Raw genomic sequence first — 19,423 nt, 5'->3', positions numbered from 1 at the left:
CCCGCGCCGGCCCGGTGATCGGGCCGGCCGCTTCCGGCAGCACGCCCATGAATATTCCCGCACCCGCCGTCACCCGGCTGGCGATCGCGCTTGCCCTGTCGTTGGCCACACCGTGGGTGATGGCACGTGGCGTGCCGCCCGGCTTCGAAGATCTGGTCGAAGGCCAGGTCGAACAGCTCGACGTACGCCTGTTCGGCCGCTCGGCCGGGCTGGTGCCGGTGCGCGTCACCCTGGAGCACGTGCAGCTGCAGGATCCTGCAGCCGTGCTCGGCGCCTTGCAGTTGTCGCCGGAGGCACAGCAGGCGCTGTTGCCTGCGGCATCGCAGCCGATGCCGCGCAACAGCCACCTGGCCTGCCGCTTCGGCGGCGGCACCGCAGGCTGCGGCTATCTGGACCCGCCCGATGATCCCGCCGCCGTCCGCGCGCTGTACGACGAAGGCGAGGGTGCCGTGCGCCTGTTCGTGGCCCGCCAGTGGATCAACGGTGAACCGGCGGCCGAGCGCTTCCACAGCGTCAGCGCCAACGCCGAGAACGCCTTCCTGCACCAGCAGTCCATCAACATCAGCGGCAGCCGCGGCGCGCAGGCGTTGTCCGCCCAGGGCGTGGGCATGCTGGGCGTGTTTGAACGCGGCCACTTCGCGGCGGAGTGGAACTACAGCCAGCAGCGCTACCGCAACCTGCGCATGCGCGATGACTTCCAGCTGGACAACGCTTACTACCGGCATGACCTGGGCCCGCAGCACTACCTGCAGCTGGGCCGCATGGACCGGCGCAATCTGTCCAGCCCGCTCGGCGGCACTTTCGGTTTCGGCATGCTGCCGCTGGACCGCTTCCAGGGCCTGCGCCTGGGCACCACCCAGGCCTACGTGGATGCCGAGGCCGCCGTGCAGGCGACCCCGCTGACCGTGCTGCTGGCACGCGATGCCCGCGTGGATGCCTTCGATGGCGACCGCCTGCTGCAGACCTTCTACCTGCAGGCCGGCATCAACCAGCTCGATACCCGTCGCTTCCCGTTCGGCAGCTACACCGTCAGCCTGCGCATCCTGGAAGACGGCGTGCTGGTACGCACGGAAGAGGCGCCCTTCGACAAGGGCGGCGACTGGACCGACAGCAGCGTGCAGTGGTTCCTGCAGGGCGGGCGCCGCCATGAGCGCCGCCACTCCCGCTTCAACGACGAGCTGGCCGCGATGGCCGGCCTGCGCGTGCCGCTGGGCCGCGACGTGGCGGTCACAGCCGGGGTGGCCGACATCGGCGGCTACAGCTACGGCGAACTTCGGCTGGACCTGCGCCATGCGTTTGCCACCCAGGACATACGTGCCAGCTTCAGCGGCATGCAGGGCAGCGACGGCAGCCATGGCCAGCAGCACCAGCTGACCTACCGCCACCATGCTTCCTGGAGCGTCTACCAGCAGCGGCTGCGCGGCAAGGCCTGCCAGTTTGTGGACGATGCCCGCGACCGGCTCGGTTGCGCCGATTCGCTCAGCGCATCGATGGCACTGCCGCTGGCCGGTGGCAGTGCCTACGTGGGCTACACCCGCCGCCAGACCTGGCGGCCCGGGCGCGATCTGCCCGGAGCCAGCGACGATCCGCTGGCCAGCCTGGACCCGTTGCTGCCCCCGTTGCTGCCCGAGCCCGTGCGGCAGCCACACCTGAGCCGCACCTGGCAGGCCAGCTACAGCCGCACACAGCGCTGGAGTGATTTCAGCGTGGGCACGCGGGTGGGCATCTGGCAGCAGGACACCGAAGGCACGCTGCGCAGTGGCCGCGACCGCGGCGTCTACCTCAACCTGAGCCTGACCCGGCTGCAGCGCAGCGAACGTGGTTCCGCACAGCGGCGCTACAGCGCCGACCTGCGCCAGTCCGAACACGCACGGCCGGACATCAACTACAGCGCCAGCCAGAGCCTGCGCCAGGACTACGACAACCAGTACCGCGAAGTCTCCGCCGAACTGCGCGGCAACAACAGCGACCGATACAGCGCCACCGTGGCTGCGCAGCTGCAGAACGGCATCGGCCATACCGGTGCCACCGTGGTGGCTTACCAGCAGCGTGGCCGTAGTGAAATGGCTTACAGCGCCAGCCACAGTTCCGGCCTGGCGCTGGGCGCACGCGGCCTCTACTGGGGTGGCGGCCTGGGCGCTGAAGCCGGCCTGGCCGTGCAGGTGGACGACACCGACGATCTGGACCTGCGCGGCGTGGCCGCCGAACTGCAGGTGGGCGGCCTGCGCCGGCAGAAGCTGGCGCTGGGCGAGCGCCGCCTGCTGCCGCTGTCGGCGTACCAGTCGCACCGCGCCGAAGTACAGGATGCCAGCACGCTGGACAGCATCGCCGCCATCCGCGTAACCGGCGTGGGCGGTGCGCGCCCGCTGTTCCTGCCACCGGGCAAGCTGATGCGCATGCCGATCCCGATCGAGGTGACCTACACCTTCATCGGCAGCGCGCAGGACATCGCCGGGTTGCCGCTGGGCGGCGCCCGCATCCTCAACGCACCGGTGCCGGGCACCGGCGCCAACGGCGGCTTCGTCGCCGATTTCCCGCGTCGCGAACGCACGCTCTACCTGCTGCAGGACGACCGCCTGCTGCAGTGCCCGCTGCAGGTGCGCGAGCGCCGCAGCGTGGTGCTGCTGGTCGGCGCCGTGCAGTGCGAGCCTCTTGCGGTGGCCCTGTTGCCGGCCGAAATCCGCCAGCAGGCCCGGGTAACCCGCCTGCTGCAGGAACAGGCGCTGATCGCCGCGACGCCCCAGACCGCTGCTGCAGGAGGAACGCCATGAGGCCGGGTGTTGTGTGGATGTGGGTGTTGCTGGCCAGCGTGTTGATGGTGCCGGGCGCGTGGGCGCAGCGGCCGCCGGAGACGCATCCGTCTCGTGGCCTGGTGATGAAGAACGTAGCTATGAACTGGGACAGATCAGCTATGCCGGAGGACATCGAACTCTGGGCGCCCCGCACGGTCCTCGCATACGACGGCGATGATCTGACGCTGGGCTATGGACAGCTTCATGTCGTGTGCGTGTCCAACTCAAATCCGAATCGAGGGAGCTGCCCAGAAGCTGGCATCGAGGAGGCTTCGTTGGGCTTGCGGGAGATTGTTCTTTCGTTCGTTGAAAGGCGATCCCAGCAACGAACAGATCTGCGACTTCGCGGCGGCATCGAGCGCGCGCTATCCGGGAGAGCCTGCCTTGGAAATTTCTGGCAGAACGGGATACTCGCGCCTTGGTCGACATACAGCCTGAAGTGCGCACTTGACGAACCTGCCGGTACGGGAATCCAGCTCCATCTTCCCAGAGCCGAGTTGGCTCAACTCGTGGCGGGCGTCTGGAGCGCACAACTGGATCTGAAGGCGAACACGCCTTCGGAGCAGGGCGTGGAGTACTACTCCTTCAAATTTGACTTCACCATCACCGACTACGACGCGGTCTCCATCTACTTCCCGGAGTTTCCGCAGACCACCCCCAACGTCGATCTGAATCTCCGCTACGACCCGCTCAACCAGACGGTGGGCGGACGCAAACCCCTGGAGATGTGCCTGTACGACGGCCTCGGCTCGCAGAGTGAATACCTCGGTGTCACCGTCACCGACACCAGCGGCCGCACGCCCGGGCCACTCGGCTATTCGCTCTGGCACGACGATGGCGGCAGCGGTGACGACCAGCGCCTGGATTACATGATCGAGCTGGAACATGCCGGCGCGCGCCGCCGCATGGCCAGCGGCGTGGAGGAACAGCTGCGCGACATCGACACCGCGCAACTGCGGCTGGTGCTGCTACCGGGCATGACCCAGCCGGTGTTCTGCGTGCCCACGCCCCTGCTGCTTACCACACCGCGCGTGCCCATCACCGAGCAGCGCGCCGGCGGCTACGAGGGTGAACTGAAAGTCCAGCTGCGCCTGCCCACCACCCGTCCCTGATCCCGGAGACCCCAATGAAACCGATGACATTCGGAATGCTGTCGCTTGCCCTTGCGGTGGCGCTGCCCGCGCATGCCAATCTCACCGTGCATCCCATGCGCGCATCGGTGGAGGTGAAGAAAGGCACGAACATCCGTGTCTACTCGCAGTCCACCCAGCCGCAATATGTGCAGGCCTCGATCCGCCGCATCGACAACGCAGCGCAGGCCGACGAAAGCGAGGTGGAGATCGAGCCTGCGGAGGCGGCCATCGCGATCACGCCCGGCAAGTTCGCCCTGGCCGGCGGCGGCAATCGATTGATCCGTGTCATTCCGTTGCAGCCGGTCACCCGGGAAACGGCCTACCGGGTGTACTTCGAAGGCGTGCGTGGGCCGGAAGACACGCCGCTTGAACTGAACGGACAGGCTGCGCAGGCGAATGTCGGTGTCAGCCTGGTCTGGGGCGCACTGGTGAACGTGCTGCCCGATGACGGCACCGTGGACTTCCGCATGGACGGCGACCAGCTGCGCAACACCGGCACCCTGCGCCTGGGCATCACCAGCATCGCCGAATGCCAGGGCAGCCGCTGCACCGCGCACGATATCTCGCAAAGCCTGTACCCCGGCAGCGCCCTGCAGCTGCCCTTCGTGCCATCGGCCGGAAGCACGTTGCAGCTGCGCTACCGCCTCACCCGCGATGGCTATCGCGAACACATGAAGACCTTCGCCCCCTGACCGCTGAATACCGCCGTGGCCGGAACGCCACGGCGTTTCCTTCGGTTCCTCTGTTAAGGAGTTTCCATGAACAAGATCTATCGACGCATCTGGAGTCTGGCCAAACAGTGCTGGGTTGTTGCCAGTGAATTTTCCACGCCGCGCGGGAAGGCCAGCCAGTCAGTCGGTGCTGCCGCGCTGGCGGTGGCGCTGACCTTTGTTGCGCCATGTGCGCTTGCCGACGCGACAGACACGGAGGAAAAGTCTTTCGACTGGTCCCGGGTATCCGCACGCAGCTTCCTGTCCGGTACCTTCGATGCGGGCCTGATCGCGGCCTCTTCGTCGATTCTCTATCAGACGGTCCATCAGAGTTCGGTCACGACCGACTCCAGCTACCGCAACTCCACCGTGGAGGGTGACCACATGCTGGTGCTGGGTTCTCGCTCCAGTCTGTCGGGTGACAACTCGGTGGGCTTCGGCAACCGCATCTTCTCCTCGGGCAGCCACAACGTAGCGGTCGGCGTGGAGGCGAGAGTCGGTGGTGGTGGTTACGGCACGGCCGTAGGCGCCAAATCATGGGCCGATGGACTGGGCACAACGGCTCTGGGCCACAACGCGCGCGCCTACTCGGAGAACTCGATTGCGCTGGGCAGCGGCGCGGGTACCAACAGCAGCAAGGCCGGTATCTCACGCATCGCCATCGGCGGTGATGCGTATGCCGGCACCAATGGCTGGACGGGCGCCATCGCATTGGGTGGGAAGGCACGCGCTGACTATGACGCGCTGGCCATCGGCTACGAAGCCAAGGCGACAGCGAACGGTGCAATCGCGCTGGGTCGTGGATCGATTGCCAATGAAGCAAATTCCGTTTCGGTGGGCGACAGCAGCACCAAGCGCCGCATCGTCAATGTCGCCGATGCCAGGCTGTCTGCTGCAAGCACCGATGCGGTGACCGGCAAGCAGCTGCACGCCACCAACCAGAGCGTGGCAACGGCCCAGAATACCGCCAGCGAGGCTAAGACGGCTGCGGATCAGGCACTGGTGAACACGCGGTTGGTCACCCAGACCTCGGCCAGCAGTGCCATCCGGCTGGGCGGTGACAACACCGGCACGGTCATCAACGTGGCCAACAAGAACGGCACCAAGCGCGTGGTGCAGAACATCGCCAATGGCGTGGTCAGTGCCACCAGCACCGATGCAGTGACCGGCCAGCAGCTGCATGCAACCCAGCAGACGGCGAACGCGGCCAGCGCAGCGGCTACCGCCGCGCAGACGGCAGCGACAGCGGCCAAGTCCACCGCGGACGCGGTCAATGCGGCCGTCCGCGCGCGGGCCCTTTCGCTGGGCGAGGGAGCCTTGGCTGAAACCAACAGCTATGGCATCAGTACCGCACTGGGCCACAATGCCAAGGCCTACAACGGGCAGGGAGTGGCCATGGGCTACGACGCCCTGGCCGGCGTCGACAAGGATGGCGTCAAGGTTGCCGGCGCCAATGGCGGTGTGTCCATCGGTGCACGCACGCGCAGTGGCAATGGCGCGGTCGCGCTGGGCCTGCAGGCCAATGCCGCGGCGGATCGCAGTGTAGCGGTTGGCCATCAGTCGTCCGCGCAGGGGCTGTATGCAGCGTCGCTGGGCTTCCAGAGCACGGCCTCCGGTGCGCAGGCCACTGCGTTGGGGCGTGGCAGCGCTGCCGCGGGCGCGCAGGCCACCGCCGTGGGCAATCAGGCCGCCGCATCGGCCGCCAATGCCACTGCACTGGGTGATCGTGCGGTGGCCAGCCATGCAGGTTCGGTAGCTCTGGGCAACGGCTCGCAGACCTCGGCCGGCAACCAGGTCTCAGTGGGCAGCGCTTCACTGCAACGCAAGATTGTCAACGTGGCCGACGCAGCGCTGAGTGGTACCAGCACCGAGGCGGTGACCGGCAAGCAACTGCATGCCACCAACAGCAACGTCACCACTGCGCAGAACACCGCGACCGCAGCGCAGACGACCGCTACGGCAGCCAAGACCTCGGCGGACAGCGCGTTGGCGCAGGCCACCATGCTGGGTGGTCTGGTCGGGCAGGTCTCGGCGACCGGCAATGTTCGTCTGGGTGCCGAGAACACCGGCACCATGCTGGACGTGCGCAACAAGGCGAATGCGAACCGCAAGATCAGTGGCGTTGCTGATGCCGCGCTGAGCGGCACTAGCACCGAGGCGGTGACCGGCAAGCAGCTGCATGCGACCAACAGCAACGTCACCACCGCGCAGAACACGGCGACGGCCGCACAGACGACCGCCACAGCGGCGAAAACCTCGGCGGACAGCGCGTTGGCACAGGCGACCACGCTGGGTGGTCTGGTCGGGCAGGTCTCGGCAACCGGCAACGTTCGCCTCGGTGCCGAGAACACCGGCACCGTGCTGGACGTACGCAACAAGGCGAATGCCAACCGCAAGATCAGTGGCGTTGCTGATGCCGCGCTGAGCGGCACCAGCACCGAGGCGGTGACCGGCAAGCAGCTGCATGCCACCAACAGCAACGTCACCACCGCACAGAACACGGCGACAGCGGCCCAGACGACCGCCACGGCGGCCAAGACCTCAGCGGACAGCGCATTAGCGCAGGCGACCACGCTGAGCGGTCTGGTCGGGCAGGTCTCGGCAAGTGGAAATATCCGCCTGGGCGCGGAGAACACCGGAACGATTGTTGACGTGGCAAACAAGTCGGGGGCCAAGCGGCGCATCTACAACGTGGGCAACGCCGTGCTCAGTGCGAGCAGCACCGATGCGGTGACCGGCCAGCAGCTGTTCGCCACCAATGAAGTGGCACGGGTGCAGGGACAGACGATGTCGTCGCATGCGTCGCAGTTGACCGCCCACGCCGTCCGCATCGACGGAAACCGGGATGATCTGGATCTGCTCCGCCAGGAATTCGATGCCTTCACGCCGGATCTGGAGGGGGTGGTGAAGTTCAGCGAGGACCGCAGCGTGGTCGAGATGGGTGGTGCTCGAGTAACCGGCATCGCAGATGGCGATATCAGTTCGGCTGCGAGTACGGATGCTGTTAGTGGTGGGCAGCTGTTTGCAACCAATGAACGAATCGGTCAAATGGAGGAAGGGCGTAGGTTCCTCAAGATTGGAACGGATGAGTTCAGCGAAGACGCGACAGCAGGTTGGTTTGGTGTGGCGATTGGTGAATCCGCAGAGGCATCACCAACGAATGAAGGTGGAACTGCTGTCGGTAGCTTCGCCAAAGCTTTGGGCACTAACTCTGTTGCATTGGGGCGTGCTGCATTTGTTGCCAATAACGCAACGGAGGGGTTTGCTCTCGGAGCGAGCTCTCGTGTTGAGATCGATAGTGGCGTGGCCCTGGGTGGACGGGCAGAGGTCAAGGCCGGCGCCAGCAATTCGGTAGCCTTGGGGTACGGCTCGCACGCAACTGAAGTTGATACGGTCTCAATTGGAAATGACAGGTTGAAGCGGAGGTTGGTGAACGTGGGACGCGGCTCCTCTGAATCCGACGCCACAACCGTCGCCCAACTCAACGAGTCCCTCTCCACCCTCGGTGGCGGTGCCGGGCTGGATGCCAGCGGCAACGTGGTCGCTCCTACTTATACCGTGCAAGGCGGCACCCAGCGGACGGTCGGCGATGCACTGACGGTCCTGGACAGCACGACCACCAAGACGGGTACCCGCGTGGGAATGGTCGAGAGTCAGCTGCGTTCGATGTTCCAAGGCGGCGCCACCACCCAGGCCGGCGGCGTCGGCCAGCTGACCCTGGCCGGAGCGAACGGCATGGTGCTTACCAACCTCGCCGACGGTCGGCTGGCAGCGGGCAGCCGCGATGCGGTTACCGGTAGCCAGCTGTATGCGGCCAAGCAGGATATCGCGCGCAACAAGAGCGAGATCGAACAGATGAAGGAACAGCAGGATCAACGGGTGAGTTCCGCTCGCCAGGGCCCGATCGACTTTGCTGGTGCTCGTGTCACCGGTCTGGCGGAAGGGGATATCAGCTCTGCAATGAGCAGCGATGCAGTGACTGGTGGGCAGTTGTACACGACAAACAGCAAGCTCGCTGATCTGGAGGATTCGCAGAGATTCTTGTCGGTAGGCTCCGCTGGTCCGGGAGTTTCAGCCAAAGCTGGCTTGGTAGGGGTTGCCCTCGGTGATTCGGCCGTGGGAGTAGGTGAAGGAGCGGTCGCACTGGGGAGTTTCTCCCGCGCAGGAGGCAAGAACTCTGTTGCACTTGGACGTGCTGCGCATGTCATGGAATCTGCGGAAGATGGTTTCGCGGTGGGCGTAAGGTCAGTGGTGAGCGCGGAGAAGGGAATTGCCATAGGCGCTGCCAGCGCGGTTCAATCGGGCGCCACCTACAGCGTAGCTATTGGTAGTGGTTCCATCGCTAGGGAAGCCCTTACGGTGTCGTTCGGAGAGGGCGCGCTTCAACGCCGCCTTGTAAACATCGCCAACGGCCGCCATGCCCACGACGCCACCACCGTAGCCCAGCTCAACGACACCCTCCGCACCCTCGGCGGCGGTGCCCACGTCGACGCCAACGGCACCATCGTCGGCCCCAGCTTCAACCTGCAGGGCCGCGCCCACTCCACTCTGGGCGATGCTCTGAGTGCGCTCGACGGCGCCGTCACCTCCACCGGCTCGCGCATGGACCGCGTGGAAGGGCAGCTCCGCTCCGTCTTCCAGGACACCCCCGGCGCTCGCGCCGACGGTATCGGACAGCTGACCCTGGCCGGCGCACAGGGCATGGTCATTTCCAACGTGGCCAACGGCCTGATCGCGGCCGGCAGCCGCGACGCGGTCAACGGTGGCCAGCTGCATGCCATGCAGCAGCAGCTCAACGGTCGTGTGGACGGCCTGGAAAGCCGCCTGGACGGCCAGCCGCAGGGCCGGTCGCTGAACCTGGCATCGGCCGATGCACCGGCATCGTCGCCGGCACCTGCCAATGAACCGCCGGCTGCGGAGGTCAGCGGCACGCCGCAGGTTGCCTCCAACGAGGCGGGCAGCCCGCCCACGGCATCGTCGAAGAAGGATGACAGCCCGTCGCCGAAGCCGCAGATCGACACCGCCGAACTGGAGAGGATGCTGGCCCGCGCCAACGAATACACCGATGGCGCCATCAGCAGCGTCGAGCGCCGCCTGGACAAGATGGACAAACGCTTCAACCGCATGGCGGCAATGAACAGCGCACAGAGCGCGATGGCGATGAACACCGCGGGCCTGGCCACCTACAACCGCCTTGGCGCGGGCGTGGGCTATGCCGAAGGCGAATCGGCCATGGCCGTCGGTTACCAGCGCGTGCTCAACGACAAGGGCTCGGCCACCTTCAGCCTCAACGGCGCGTTCACCAACAGTGGCGAACGCACCGTCGGCGTCGGTGTGGGTATCGGCTGGTAAGCAGTGCGGCCCCGGCGTGTTGCGCGTAATGACCCCCGCCGCGCCGGGGCCCTTGCCGAGGAGATGGCAATGTACCGATGGGCAAGTCGATTCATCAGCTACCGCACGTTCTATCTGTGGCGTGCGCGGTATTACTACTACACCCGGCGTGTGGATGTCTGGCTGTTGGCCAATGTGCTGTGCTTTGCAATCGTGGTGTTCGTGCTCTGGTACTACTGGAAGTTCAGTACCGTGCCGCCACCACGGCTGCATCCGCAGGCGGCGGCAGTGCGGGTGGAGGGCATCACCAATGAAGTGATCCTCCGCATCGCGATGGTGCGCCACGCTGGCAACCCGGCGGGCCAGGAATTCACCACGGGGGAGGACATCCGCGCCAGTACACTGCGTACGATGCGGGTGCGGCAGGTGCTGGATGGCGAGGTGGCATGGCGATTGAAGGCCAACCTGCTGGCGGACATCGCCGATTACATCGAGGCGACCGATGGCTGTGTGCCGTATCAATGCACGCGGGTGCAGGCGCACATCAGCCTGCTGCGCGAGGCCGCGGCGGAAAACAGGGGCATCAACCGGGCGCTGCAGCCCATCCTGGATGGACCTCGTGATCTGGTACCCAGTCTCGAAGGCGTCGAACGCCAGCGGGTGAAGAGCGGCTGGTCGGATTCGTTCAGCGACATCCACCACCAGGCATGGTTGTTGAACGACCTTCGGATCATGCACGCGCGGATGATGGCGGAGTATCCCAGGCGCGCGCCCGCGCCCTGGTTGCCGGAGTGGCTGTTGGGCCCCGGGCCCACCACCGGGGGCGGAATGCCGCGGTAGCGCATTGGCCATCGGGAGGGGGGCGGCGGGTCCGCCTGGACGTGATGAAGGAGGGGCGAATCTGCAACTTGTTGCATGGCATCGGGCCCGGCCTGCACGGACACTGCGCACCCTCCTTTTTCAACCGGGCTCCCCCGCCATGCATGTCCCTGCCCGTCATTCAGCTTCACGGCCCCTTTCCCGCAATCTGCTGGCCATGGCGATCTTCGCCTGTGTGCTGCCTGAGCCTGCTGTTGCCAGCACGCCGCTGCCGCAGTTGATTGCCGATGGCAGCGCGCACGACGCAGCAGGCAGCTACGAGACGAACGAGGCAGGGGCGGCGGGTCATGCACTGTTCGCACTCAATGGCGGCAGCATCGAAGCGGCCGCGCCGGTGTCGGTCACTACCTACGGGCAGGGCGCGGCAGCCCTGCGCGCCGAATCCGGTGGCCTGATCCGGCTGCACGGCGGAACAGTCAGCACGCAGCACGGGCGTTTGTCCGATGCCATCTCGGTAGCGTCGGGCGGGCGGGTGGAGCTGCTGCGGGCCGCCGATGGAACCGGTGTGCGGGTGTCCACCATCGGCCTTGGCAGTGCCGCAGCCCGGGTGGATGGCGGATCGCTGCTGATGCAGGGTGCGCACTTCAGCACCGCGGGCAACTCAGCCACGGCGGTGATCGCTGCCGGGGGGGCACAGGTGCAGGTGGACGACAGTCACCTCACTGTGGCCGGTGCCGGTTCCGAGGCCCTGCGTATCGAACAGGGTGCCACTGCAGACGTGACCCGATCGGTGCTGCGTGCCAATGGTTGGGGCAGTGCGATAGCGGCCGTGGCCAGCGGCGGCAGCCTGCGCCTGCAGGGCAGCTTGCTTTTTGCCGGGCCCTCTGCACAGGGCCTGCGGGTGGAGCGCGGTGGCAACGCGGTACTGGTTGACACCCATCTGGACGCAGACGGTGACCCAATCGGTGTCGTGCCGATGGCCGAGGTCGATGGTGGTACGTTGCACTGGCGCGGGGGGCAACTGTTCGCATTTTCGGAACACAGCAGCGGCATCACGCTGCGGGGCGACAGTGTTGCCAAACTCGAGAACCTGCGTATCGAGACCGGCTTCCATGCGGTTTCCGCGACCGATGGCGACGACGTCAGCCTGGATGGGGTGGACATCCATACCCATGGCGGCACTGCTGCAGCGGTTCACCTGGGCGCGGCCAGCTTCACGATGCACGGTGGCAGCATTCTCACTTCGGCCGGCAGCGCGGTAGCGCTGGACAACCGTGCAGGCGATGTCCGTCTGTACGATGTGCGATTGACTACGCTTGGGCCGTCCTCGCACGGCCTGTATGCATCGATGGATACGGGCCGTGGCCAGCCCTCCATCCAGGCCGATGGCGTAGCCATCCAGACCCATGGCGCAGGTGGCATCGGTGCAGTGGCGCGGCTGGGTGGCCAGGTGGCGCTGTCCGGTGGCTCCATCGTCACGTCCGGCGAAAAGGGCCATGGCGTGCTGACCGGCGGTGCCGGCGGCATGACCCTGTCTGGTACCGATGTGACCACGACGGGTCGCGGTGCCTGGGCGGCGGTGATCAATGACAACGGCATGCTGGCCATTGATGGTGGGTCGTTGCTGGCCGAGCGCCACGGTGCGCTGTGGATACGCAGCGCCCGCCAGCTCACCGCGCGCAATGGTGCACGGCTGGCCGGCGGCAACGGCGTGCTGGCGCAGGTCGATGCTGCATTCGCTGCACCGTTCACGTTCGATTTCAGCGGCGATGTGGATGCAGTGGGTGACATCGTGATCACCCCGGAAGATCTTGCCGCGGGCATCCCGGTCGCCGTGGACCTGCGGTTGAACCTTGCCGATCGATCACGGTGGCAGGGCAGCAGTACCGTGCTTGCACAGGCGACCTTGTCCGGGCACAGCCAATGGACGCTGACCGGTGATTCGCGGGTCGGATCGCTGTCGCTTGATCGCAGTACGCTGCAGCTTTCCCAGGGGTATGCCGGTCGCTTCCACCGCCTTGTGGTGGGTGGCGACCTGGACACGCATGGCAGTCTGCTGGTGTTCAATGCGGCGCTGGGCGGTGACGCGTCCGCGACCGACTTCCTGCACGTGCTGGGCAGCACCCGCGGCGATGCGGCGGTCCAGGTCAACAACGTGGGCGGGCTGGGGGCACAGACGCAGAACGGTATCCAGCTGATCCAGGTGGAAGGAAGCTCGGACGCGCACTATTCGCTGTCCGGGCGCGCCGTTGCGGGTCGCTACGAGTATTTCCTGCACAAGGGCGGCATTGCCGACCCTGCCGACGGTGGCTGGTACCTGCGCTCGGCGCTGGCCACCGTGCCCGACCCCTGCGAGAGCGATCCGCAGGGGGCAGGCTGCGCGGTGGTACCGCCGCCGGAACTCTGCCGTGAAAGCCTCGGTGGGCTGCCGTGCGATGACGGCCCGGGTGTAACGCCTGATCCCTGCGAGGTGATTGAAGGCGATGGTTGCACGGGGTTGCAGCCCCGCATCCTGCGCCCGGAGGCGGGTACCTATCTGGCCAACCGCATCGCCATGGACCGGCTGTTGCAGCATGGCGCGCACGACCGGGGCGTCCGTACAGGCGACGGTGTGCAGGGCTGGGTCCGCACGCATGCCGGGCAGGTGCGGCTGCCTGGCGTGGACAACCAGTTGTCCCTGCGGTCGCAGCATTCCGTGCTGCAGCTGGGCGCCGACGTGGGTGTATTCGATGCGGCGCGCACCCGTGTGGGGGTGATGCTGACCGCTGCGCGTGCCAGAACCCAGGCGCGGTCGGTGCTGACCGATTACCAGGCGCAGGGCGACGTGCAGGGCGCTGCCGTGGGTGTCTACGCGAACTGGGCGTCCGACGTGGCCTACGTGGATGCGTGGACGCAGCGGGGTCGATTCCGCAACCATGTCGATGGCGATGCACTGGCGCGTGAGCACTATCGCAGCCATCTGTGGCAGTCCTCGCTGGAAGCGGGCTATCGCTTCGGTGTGGGCCGCGTGGGTTCCACCGCACTGAGCCTGCAGCCCGAACTGCAGTTGGTCCACACCCGGTCGCAGATGGGCACGCATGTGGAGCACACGGGTACCGAAGTACGCCAGCTGCAGTCCAACCGGCTGTCGGGGCGATTGGGGCTGCGCCTGCAGGCCGAGTCGCGCATGGGATCTGGTGCGACGGTCAACCCGTATCTGGCGGCCAACTGGTACCACCAGGGCACCGCGCCGCAGGTTGCGTTCGATGGCGAAGCCTTGGGCGCAGGCGTTGCGCGCGATCGCTATCAAGTCACCGCCGGCGCGCGCATCGCCTTCCGCTCTGGACTGAACGCCTGGGGTGGCTTTGGCCTGATGCGGGGTGACCAGGGGTACAGGGAAGCCAATGCACAGCTTGGCTTCGCCTATGACTGGTAAGCGCACACCAGCGGTCAGCCGCCGATGTAGGCGGTGATCTCGGCCTCGGCCAGCAGTTGCCGCAACTGGCTGATCGAGGCGCGCCGCATCGGCTTTTCATCCACCGGCGAAAGCGGCGCCTGGCGCAGGGCATCGTAGGGCAGTACGGCAAGGTCGAAGGTCAGTTCCTCGGCACTGAATACCCAGACCGGCACATCCAGGATGCGCTCGCGGTCCATCCGCAGGCGCCGCGTGCGCGATTCGGCCGGAATGCGGTGGTCTTCCAGGAAGTGGTGTACGGCTTCCGGGTCGTCGCTGTGCAGGTGCAGCTGCACGGGGCTGTTGGCGTCGGCGGTGCCCTCCAGCACCGGGCCAGCCAGGCGCGGGGAGAAGCCGTGCAGGAACTCCAACGCGCGCATTGCGGCCTCGCGACGACGCTGTAGTTCGTTGCCGTGCCGGGGCCCGGAGAACAGCCGCTGGTACTCGCGCAGGGCGTCTTCGATCTCGGTATTGCGGGGCAGGGAGGCATCGTCGTGGATGCCGAGCCGGCTGGCGGCCTTCAACTTGGCCTGGTGGTAGTCGCGGATGCCGCCTTCGGCCATCAGGCGGGCGGCTTCGTGGGCGAGGCGGTGGCGCCGCTCGCGGGTCTGGCTGGCAGCATGCTGACGGGCGCGATGCATGCGATGACTCCCTGTTGCGACCTGGCTACAGACTAGCGCACGGATGTGACATCTGCGTGGGTATGTGCGGTTGCCGTCGATCCCGTAGAGCCGAGCCCATGCTCGGCTGCTCTACCGCGGGCCCCGGGAGCCGAGCATGGGCTCGGCTCTGCAAAGGCGGTGCCAACCAGGCGCTTCCTCAGAAGATATCGAACGCGGCGGCGTCGGCCTGCGGCGTATTGAGGTTCAGGTCGTAGTCGGTCAGGCGGTCCATGTCTTCCACCTTCACCCACTCGGTGGCGCCGTTGAGGGTGGCCTGGACCATGCCGCTGGGCGGGTCGTTCTGCGCGATCGGGGTGTCCTTCAGCGCGGTGCGCATGTAGTCGATCCAGATCGGCAGCGCGGCCTTGCCACCGTATTCGCGGTAACCCAGCGAGCGGAAGTCGTCGCGGCCCACCCACACGGTGGTCACGTACGGGCCGCCGAAGCCGGAGAACCAGGCGTCGCGGTGGTCGTTGGTGGAGCCGGTCTTGCCGCCCACGTCCTCGCGGCCGAGCACCTTGGCCTGGGCACCGGTACCGCGCTGGACCACGTCGCGCATCATCGACACCAGCTGGTAGGCAGTGCGGGCATCGATCGCGCGCGGGGCGGTGCGGGCATCCGGGTTGACCGGTGCGGCCGGGGTTTCGGCCTTGGCTTCGGCCTTGGCCGCGTCGGCCGGGTCCACCTTCGGGGCCGGGGCGCCGAAGTTGAAGCCGTCCACCACCTGGTTGACCGGCTGGTCGCTGCTGCCGGCGCAGTCGCGGCAGGCCAGTGCCGGGTTTTCCTTGAACACCAGGTTGCCGTCGCGGTCGTTCACCTGGTCGATCAGCCAGGTGTCCACGCGCGAGCCACCGTTGGCGAACACGGCGTAGCCGCGGGCCACCGACAGCGGGGTCAGCGAAGCAGTACCCAGCGACATCGACAGGTTCGGCGGCAGCTCCGATTCGGCGAAACCGAACTCGCTGATGTACTTGCGCGCGTAATCCACGCCCATGCCATCGAGCAGGCGCACCGAGACCAGGTTGCGCGACTGCACCAGGGCTTCGCGCAGGCGCATCGGGCCGCGGAAGCCGCCGCCGTCGTTCTGCGGGGCCCAGGTCTTGCCGCGGCGGTCGCGGAACACCACCGGAGCGTCGAGCACGATCGAGGCCGGGTTGTAGCCCTTGTCGAAGGCGGCCGCATAGACGAACGGCTTGAAGCTCGAACCCGGCTGGCGGCGGGCCTGGGTGGCGCGGTTGAACTTGTTGCCGGAGAAGCTGAAGCCACCGACCAGCGCCTTCAGCGCGCCGTTGTGGGCATCCAGCGAGACCAGCGCGGACTGGCCGCGCGGAATCTGGTCCAGCAGCCATTCGCCTTCCTTGGCACCGGCGCGCACGCGCACGATGTCGCCGCGCTGTACCAGCTTGCCCGGGGTCTTGTTGGTCCACTTGGCGGCACCGGCCGGCAGCACGATCTCGCTGCGGTTGGCCAGCACCACGGTGGCGCTGCCATCGGCGCCGGTGCTGGCGACGATGGCCGGCAGCAGGCCGGCCTGGCCGAACATGCCGCGCAGATGCTCGGCCAGGGCGGCGGCGTCTTCGCCGGCACCCACCTGCACCTGCTTCTCCACGCCGTGCCAGCCGTGGCGGTGGTCGTACAGCAGCAGGCCGTCGCGCACCGACTGGTTGGCGGCGGTCTGCAGGGTGGAGTCGATGGTGGTGGTGACGTGGTAACCCTTGTTGACCACGTCACCGCCGAAGCGGGCGATCATTTCCTGGCGCACCAGCTCGGCCACGTACGGGGCATCGACCTGCACCGGCGGCTCATGTGCGGTGGCATGCATCGGCACGGCCTTGGCCGCATCGGCCTCGGCCTGGCTGACGAACTTCAGGTCGGCCATGCGCTGCAGCACGTAGTTGTCGCGGCGCTGGCGGGCACGTTCCGGGTTGGAGATCGGGTTGCCCGAGGACGGGAACTTGGGGATGCCGGCCAGCGAGGCCATCTCATCCAGGTCCAGCTCGTTCAGCTTCTTGCCGTAGTAGAACTCGGCGGCAGCGGCCACGCCGTAGGCGCGGTTGCCGAAGAAGCTCTTGTTCAGGTACAGCTCGAAGATCTCGTCCTTGCTCAGCTCGGACTCGATCTTCCGCGCCAGCAGGATCTCGGCCAGCTTGCGGGTGTAGCTGTACTCGGAGCTGAGGAAGAACTGGCGGGCCACCTGCTGGGTGATGGTGGAACCACCCGGCACGCGCTTGTCGCTGGTGGTGGCCAGCAGCCACACCGCACGGCCGATGCCCATGTAGTCCACGCCGCCATGCTCGTAGAAGCGGGCATCCTCGGTGGCCAGGAACGCTTGCTTCAGCTTCTCCGGCACGTCCTTCATGGTGATCGGGGTGCGCCGGGTCTCGCCGAACACCGCCATCAGCTTGCCGTCGGCAGCATAGACGTACATCGGCTCCTGCATTTCCACGTCGCGCAGGGTCTGCACGTCGGGAAGCTTGGAGGACACAGCGTAGTACAGACCGCCCACGGCGGCCGCGCCGATCAGCGCCAGGACCAGGACAATCAGGAAGATCCAGCGCAGCCAGCGGCGGAGTCGAGTCATCGGGTTCAGATTCCGATTGCGAATTTCGTGGTCGCAGAGTATAGATTACGCAAGGTGGCGGCTGGGGTTGGCACCGGGGAGCGCAAGGGGAACAGTCAGGGGCTGCATCGTGAATCCGTGAGGAACTTCACAGCAGGGCCGTTGCCATTTGCTAAGAATACGTTATTAATGCTCGGGCGCAGGTCTTGCGTCCAAGTGCCCGTCGGCAGGGGAGAAACCGTGGGGCTCATCCCAAAAAGTCAGTCGCCGCTTGTAGGCGTCGACATCAGTTCGACTGCGGTAAAGCTTTTGCAGCTGTCCCGCAGCGGCAATCGTTTCCGTGTGGAACATTACGCTGTGGAACCTCTTCCGCCGAATGCGGTGGTAGAGAAGAACATCGTGGAAGTGGAGGCCGTGGGTGAGGCCATCCGCCGTGCGATGAACCGTTCAGGCAGCAAGGCCAAACTGGCCGCTGCTGCCGTCGCCGGGTCGGCGGTGATCACCAAGGTGATCCCGATGCCGGCCGAGCTGGACGAGAACGACATGGAAGCCCAGATCGAGCTGGAAGCGGTCAACTACATTCCGTACCCGATCGAGGAAGTGAACCTGGACTTCGAGGTGATCGGGGCGATCCCGAACAACCCGGAGATGGTCCAGGTGCTGCTGGCCGCGTCGCGTTCGGAGAACGTGGAACTGCGCCAGTCGGCACTGGAACTCGGTGGCCTGCAGGCCAAGGTGATGGACGTGGAGGCCTTCGCGGTCGAGAACGCCTACGCCCTGGTCGCCAGTGAACTGCCGGTGTCCAGCGACGGCGTGGTCGCGCTGGTCGACATCGGCGCCACCATGACCACGCTCAATGTGCTGCGCGGTGGCCGCAGCCTGTACAGCCGCGAACAGGTGTTCGGTGGCAAGCAGCTGACCGACGAGATCATGCGCCGCTACGGCCTGAGCTACGAGGAAGCCGGCCTGGCCAAGCGCCAGGGCGGGCTGCCGGAAAGCTATGAGATGGAAGTGCTGGAGCCGTTCAAGGAGGCCACGGTCCAGCAGATCAGCCGCCTGCTGCAGTTCTTCTATGCCGGCAGCGAGTTCAACCGTGTCGACCACATCGTGCTGGCCGGCGGTTGCGCCGTGCTGGGGGGCCTGCCGGAGATGGTCGAAGAACAGCTGGGCGTGCCGACCGTGGTCGCCAACCCGCTGGCACAGATGACCCTGGGCCCGAAGGTGAACGCGCATGCGCTTGCCCAGGATGCCCCCGCGCTGATGATCGCCACCGGTCTGGCGCTGAGGAGCTTCGACTGATGGCACGCATCAATCTATTGCCCTGGCGCGCCGAGCGGCGCAAGCAACGCCAGCGCGAGTTCTACGCAATGCTGGGCATGGCCGCCATCGGTGGCCTGCTGCTGTCGCTGCTGATCTGGTTCTACTACGACCGCCAGGTGAGCGGCCAGATGGACCGCAACGCCTATCTGGAAGCCGAGATCGAGAAGGTCAAGGAACAGAACAAGGAGATCGACCGCCTTGACGCGCAGAAGGACCGTCTGCTGGCCCGCAAGAAGGTGATCGAGGAACTGCAGGCCAAGCGCTCGCAGATGGTCCACCTGTTCGATGCGTTGGTGCGCACGATTCCTGACGGCGTGGTGCTGACCGCCCTGCAGCAGGAAGGGGACATGCTCACCCTCGAGGGACGCACCCAGTCCAATGCACGCGTGTCGGCTTACATGCGCAACCTGGAAACCTCCGGCTGGATGACCAACCCGGAGCTGTCGATCATCCAGGCCAGTGCCGCGGACAAGGGTGCGGCCGGCCCGGTATCGGACATCAAGGCGCTGCCGTACATGTTCAAGGTCACGGTGAAGCTGCCTGCGCAGAGCGAAGAGACCGGCACCCCCGGTTTGAACGCCGATGGCAGCGTGGCGGCCGCGCCGGCTGCAACGCCCGCGGTGGCGCCGCTTGCCGCCGGCCCCGATGCGGCGGCCCCGGCCG

General features: G+C 66.5%; 10 protein-coding genes. 8 read left to right on the top strand and 2 right to left on the bottom strand.

Features of this window, described 5'->3' with window-relative positions; translation table 11 throughout:
- Nucleotides 1-47: 47 nt before the first annotated feature.
- The 6 genes from D7T59_RS13850 to D7T59_RS13825 all read left to right on the top strand — a co-directional run bounded on the left by D7T59_RS13850 (nt 48) and on the right by D7T59_RS13825 (nt 14,200).
- Nucleotides 48-2,771 carry a TcfC E-set like domain-containing protein gene (locus tag D7T59_RS13850; protein WP_180852670.1) on the top strand — a complete coding sequence of 908 codons (2,724 nt, stop codon included), beginning with the start codon at nt 48-50 and terminating at the stop codon, nt 2,769-2,771.
- 17 nt (nt 2,772-2,788) lie between these two features.
- Nucleotides 2,789-3,904 (top strand): CfaE/CblD family pilus tip adhesin, encoded by a 1,116-nt coding sequence (locus D7T59_RS13845; RefSeq protein ID WP_258013128.1) that lies wholly within the window; start codon nt 2,789-2,791, stop codon nt 3,902-3,904.
- A 14-nt stretch (nt 3,905-3,918) separates the two neighbouring features.
- Nucleotides 3,919-4,617, top strand: coding sequence for a fimbria/pilus periplasmic chaperone (locus D7T59_RS13840; protein WP_180852668.1), 699 nt, complete (start codon nt 3,919-3,921; stop codon nt 4,615-4,617).
- Nucleotides 4,618-4,683: 66 nt separating this feature from the next.
- Nucleotides 4,684-9,987 (top strand): ESPR-type extended signal peptide-containing protein, encoded by a 5,304-nt coding sequence (locus D7T59_RS13835; RefSeq protein ID WP_180880336.1) that lies wholly within the window; start codon nt 4,684-4,686, stop codon nt 9,985-9,987.
- A 69-nt stretch (nt 9,988-10,056) separates the two neighbouring features.
- Nucleotides 10,057-10,806, top strand: coding sequence for a hypothetical protein (locus D7T59_RS13830; protein WP_180852675.1), 750 nt, complete (start codon nt 10,057-10,059; stop codon nt 10,804-10,806).
- 196 nt (nt 10,807-11,002) lie between these two features.
- Nucleotides 11,003-14,200 carry an autotransporter family protein gene (locus tag D7T59_RS13825; RefSeq protein ID WP_180852666.1) on the top strand — a complete coding sequence of 1,066 codons (3,198 nt, stop codon included), beginning with the start codon at nt 11,003-11,005 and terminating at the stop codon, nt 14,198-14,200.
- Nucleotides 14,201-14,214: 14 nt separating this feature from the next.
- Here D7T59_RS13825 and D7T59_RS13820 read toward each other — a convergent pair whose 3' ends face one another.
- Nucleotides 14,215-14,859 (bottom strand): hypothetical protein, encoded by a 645-nt coding sequence (locus D7T59_RS13820; protein ID WP_180852665.1) that lies wholly within the window; start codon nt 14,857-14,859, stop codon nt 14,215-14,217.
- A gap of 178 nt (nt 14,860-15,037) precedes the next feature.
- The gene (locus D7T59_RS13815) at nt 15,038-17,461 is read right to left on the bottom strand and encodes a penicillin-binding protein 1A (protein ID WP_180852664.1); all 2,424 of its coding nucleotides are present in this window, start codon (nt 17,459-17,461) and stop codon (nt 15,038-15,040) included.
- A 219-nt stretch (nt 17,462-17,680) separates the two neighbouring features.
- Here D7T59_RS13815 and D7T59_RS13810 point away from each other — a divergent pair, with 219 nt between their 5' ends.
- Nucleotides 17,681-18,739, top strand: a complete 1,059-nt coding sequence (locus tag D7T59_RS13810) for a pilus assembly protein PilM (protein WP_099552984.1) — start codon at nt 17,681-17,683, stop codon at nt 18,737-18,739.
- Nucleotides 18,739-19,423 (top strand): PilN domain-containing protein (locus D7T59_RS13805; protein WP_180882685.1); only part of this gene is annotated, 685 nt, incomplete at its 3' end. The genes D7T59_RS13810 and D7T59_RS13805, both read left to right, overlap by 1 nt.

This window comes from Stenotrophomonas maltophilia (genome assembly GCF_013464915.1).
In the GTDB taxonomy this organism is placed as follows: Bacteria; Pseudomonadota; Gammaproteobacteria; order Xanthomonadales; family Xanthomonadaceae; genus Stenotrophomonas; species Stenotrophomonas maltophilia_AT.
The sequence above is the reverse complement of the archived record's forward strand: the minus strand, read 5'-3'. Positions and strand labels throughout refer to the sequence as shown.

Excerpts from the sequence above, each read along its gene's own strand:
- D7T59_RS13840 (WP_180852668.1), top strand. The coding sequence starts at position 3,919 with ATGAAACCGATGACATTCGGAATGCTGTCGCTTGCCCTTGCGGTGGCG.
- D7T59_RS13835 (WP_180880336.1), top strand. The coding sequence starts at position 4,684 with ATGAACAAGATCTATCGACGCATCTGGAGTCTGGCCAAACAGTGCTGG.
- D7T59_RS13825 (WP_180852666.1), top strand. The coding sequence starts at position 11,003 with ATGGCGATCTTCGCCTGTGTGCTGCCTGAGCCTGCTGTTGCCAGCACG.
- D7T59_RS13850 (WP_180852670.1), top strand. The coding sequence starts at position 48 with ATGAATATTCCCGCACCCGCCGTCACCCGGCTGGCGATCGCGCTTGCC.
- D7T59_RS13815 (WP_180852664.1), bottom strand. The coding sequence starts at position 17,461 with ATGACTCGACTCCGCCGCTGGCTGCGCTGGATCTTCCTGATTGTCCTG.
- D7T59_RS13820 (WP_180852665.1), bottom strand. The coding sequence starts at position 14,859 with ATGCATCGCGCCCGTCAGCATGCTGCCAGCCAGACCCGCGAGCGGCGC.
- D7T59_RS13845 (WP_258013128.1), top strand. The coding sequence starts at position 2,789 with ATGTGGGTGTTGCTGGCCAGCGTGTTGATGGTGCCGGGCGCGTGGGCG.
- D7T59_RS13830 (WP_180852675.1), top strand. The coding sequence starts at position 10,057 with ATGTACCGATGGGCAAGTCGATTCATCAGCTACCGCACGTTCTATCTG.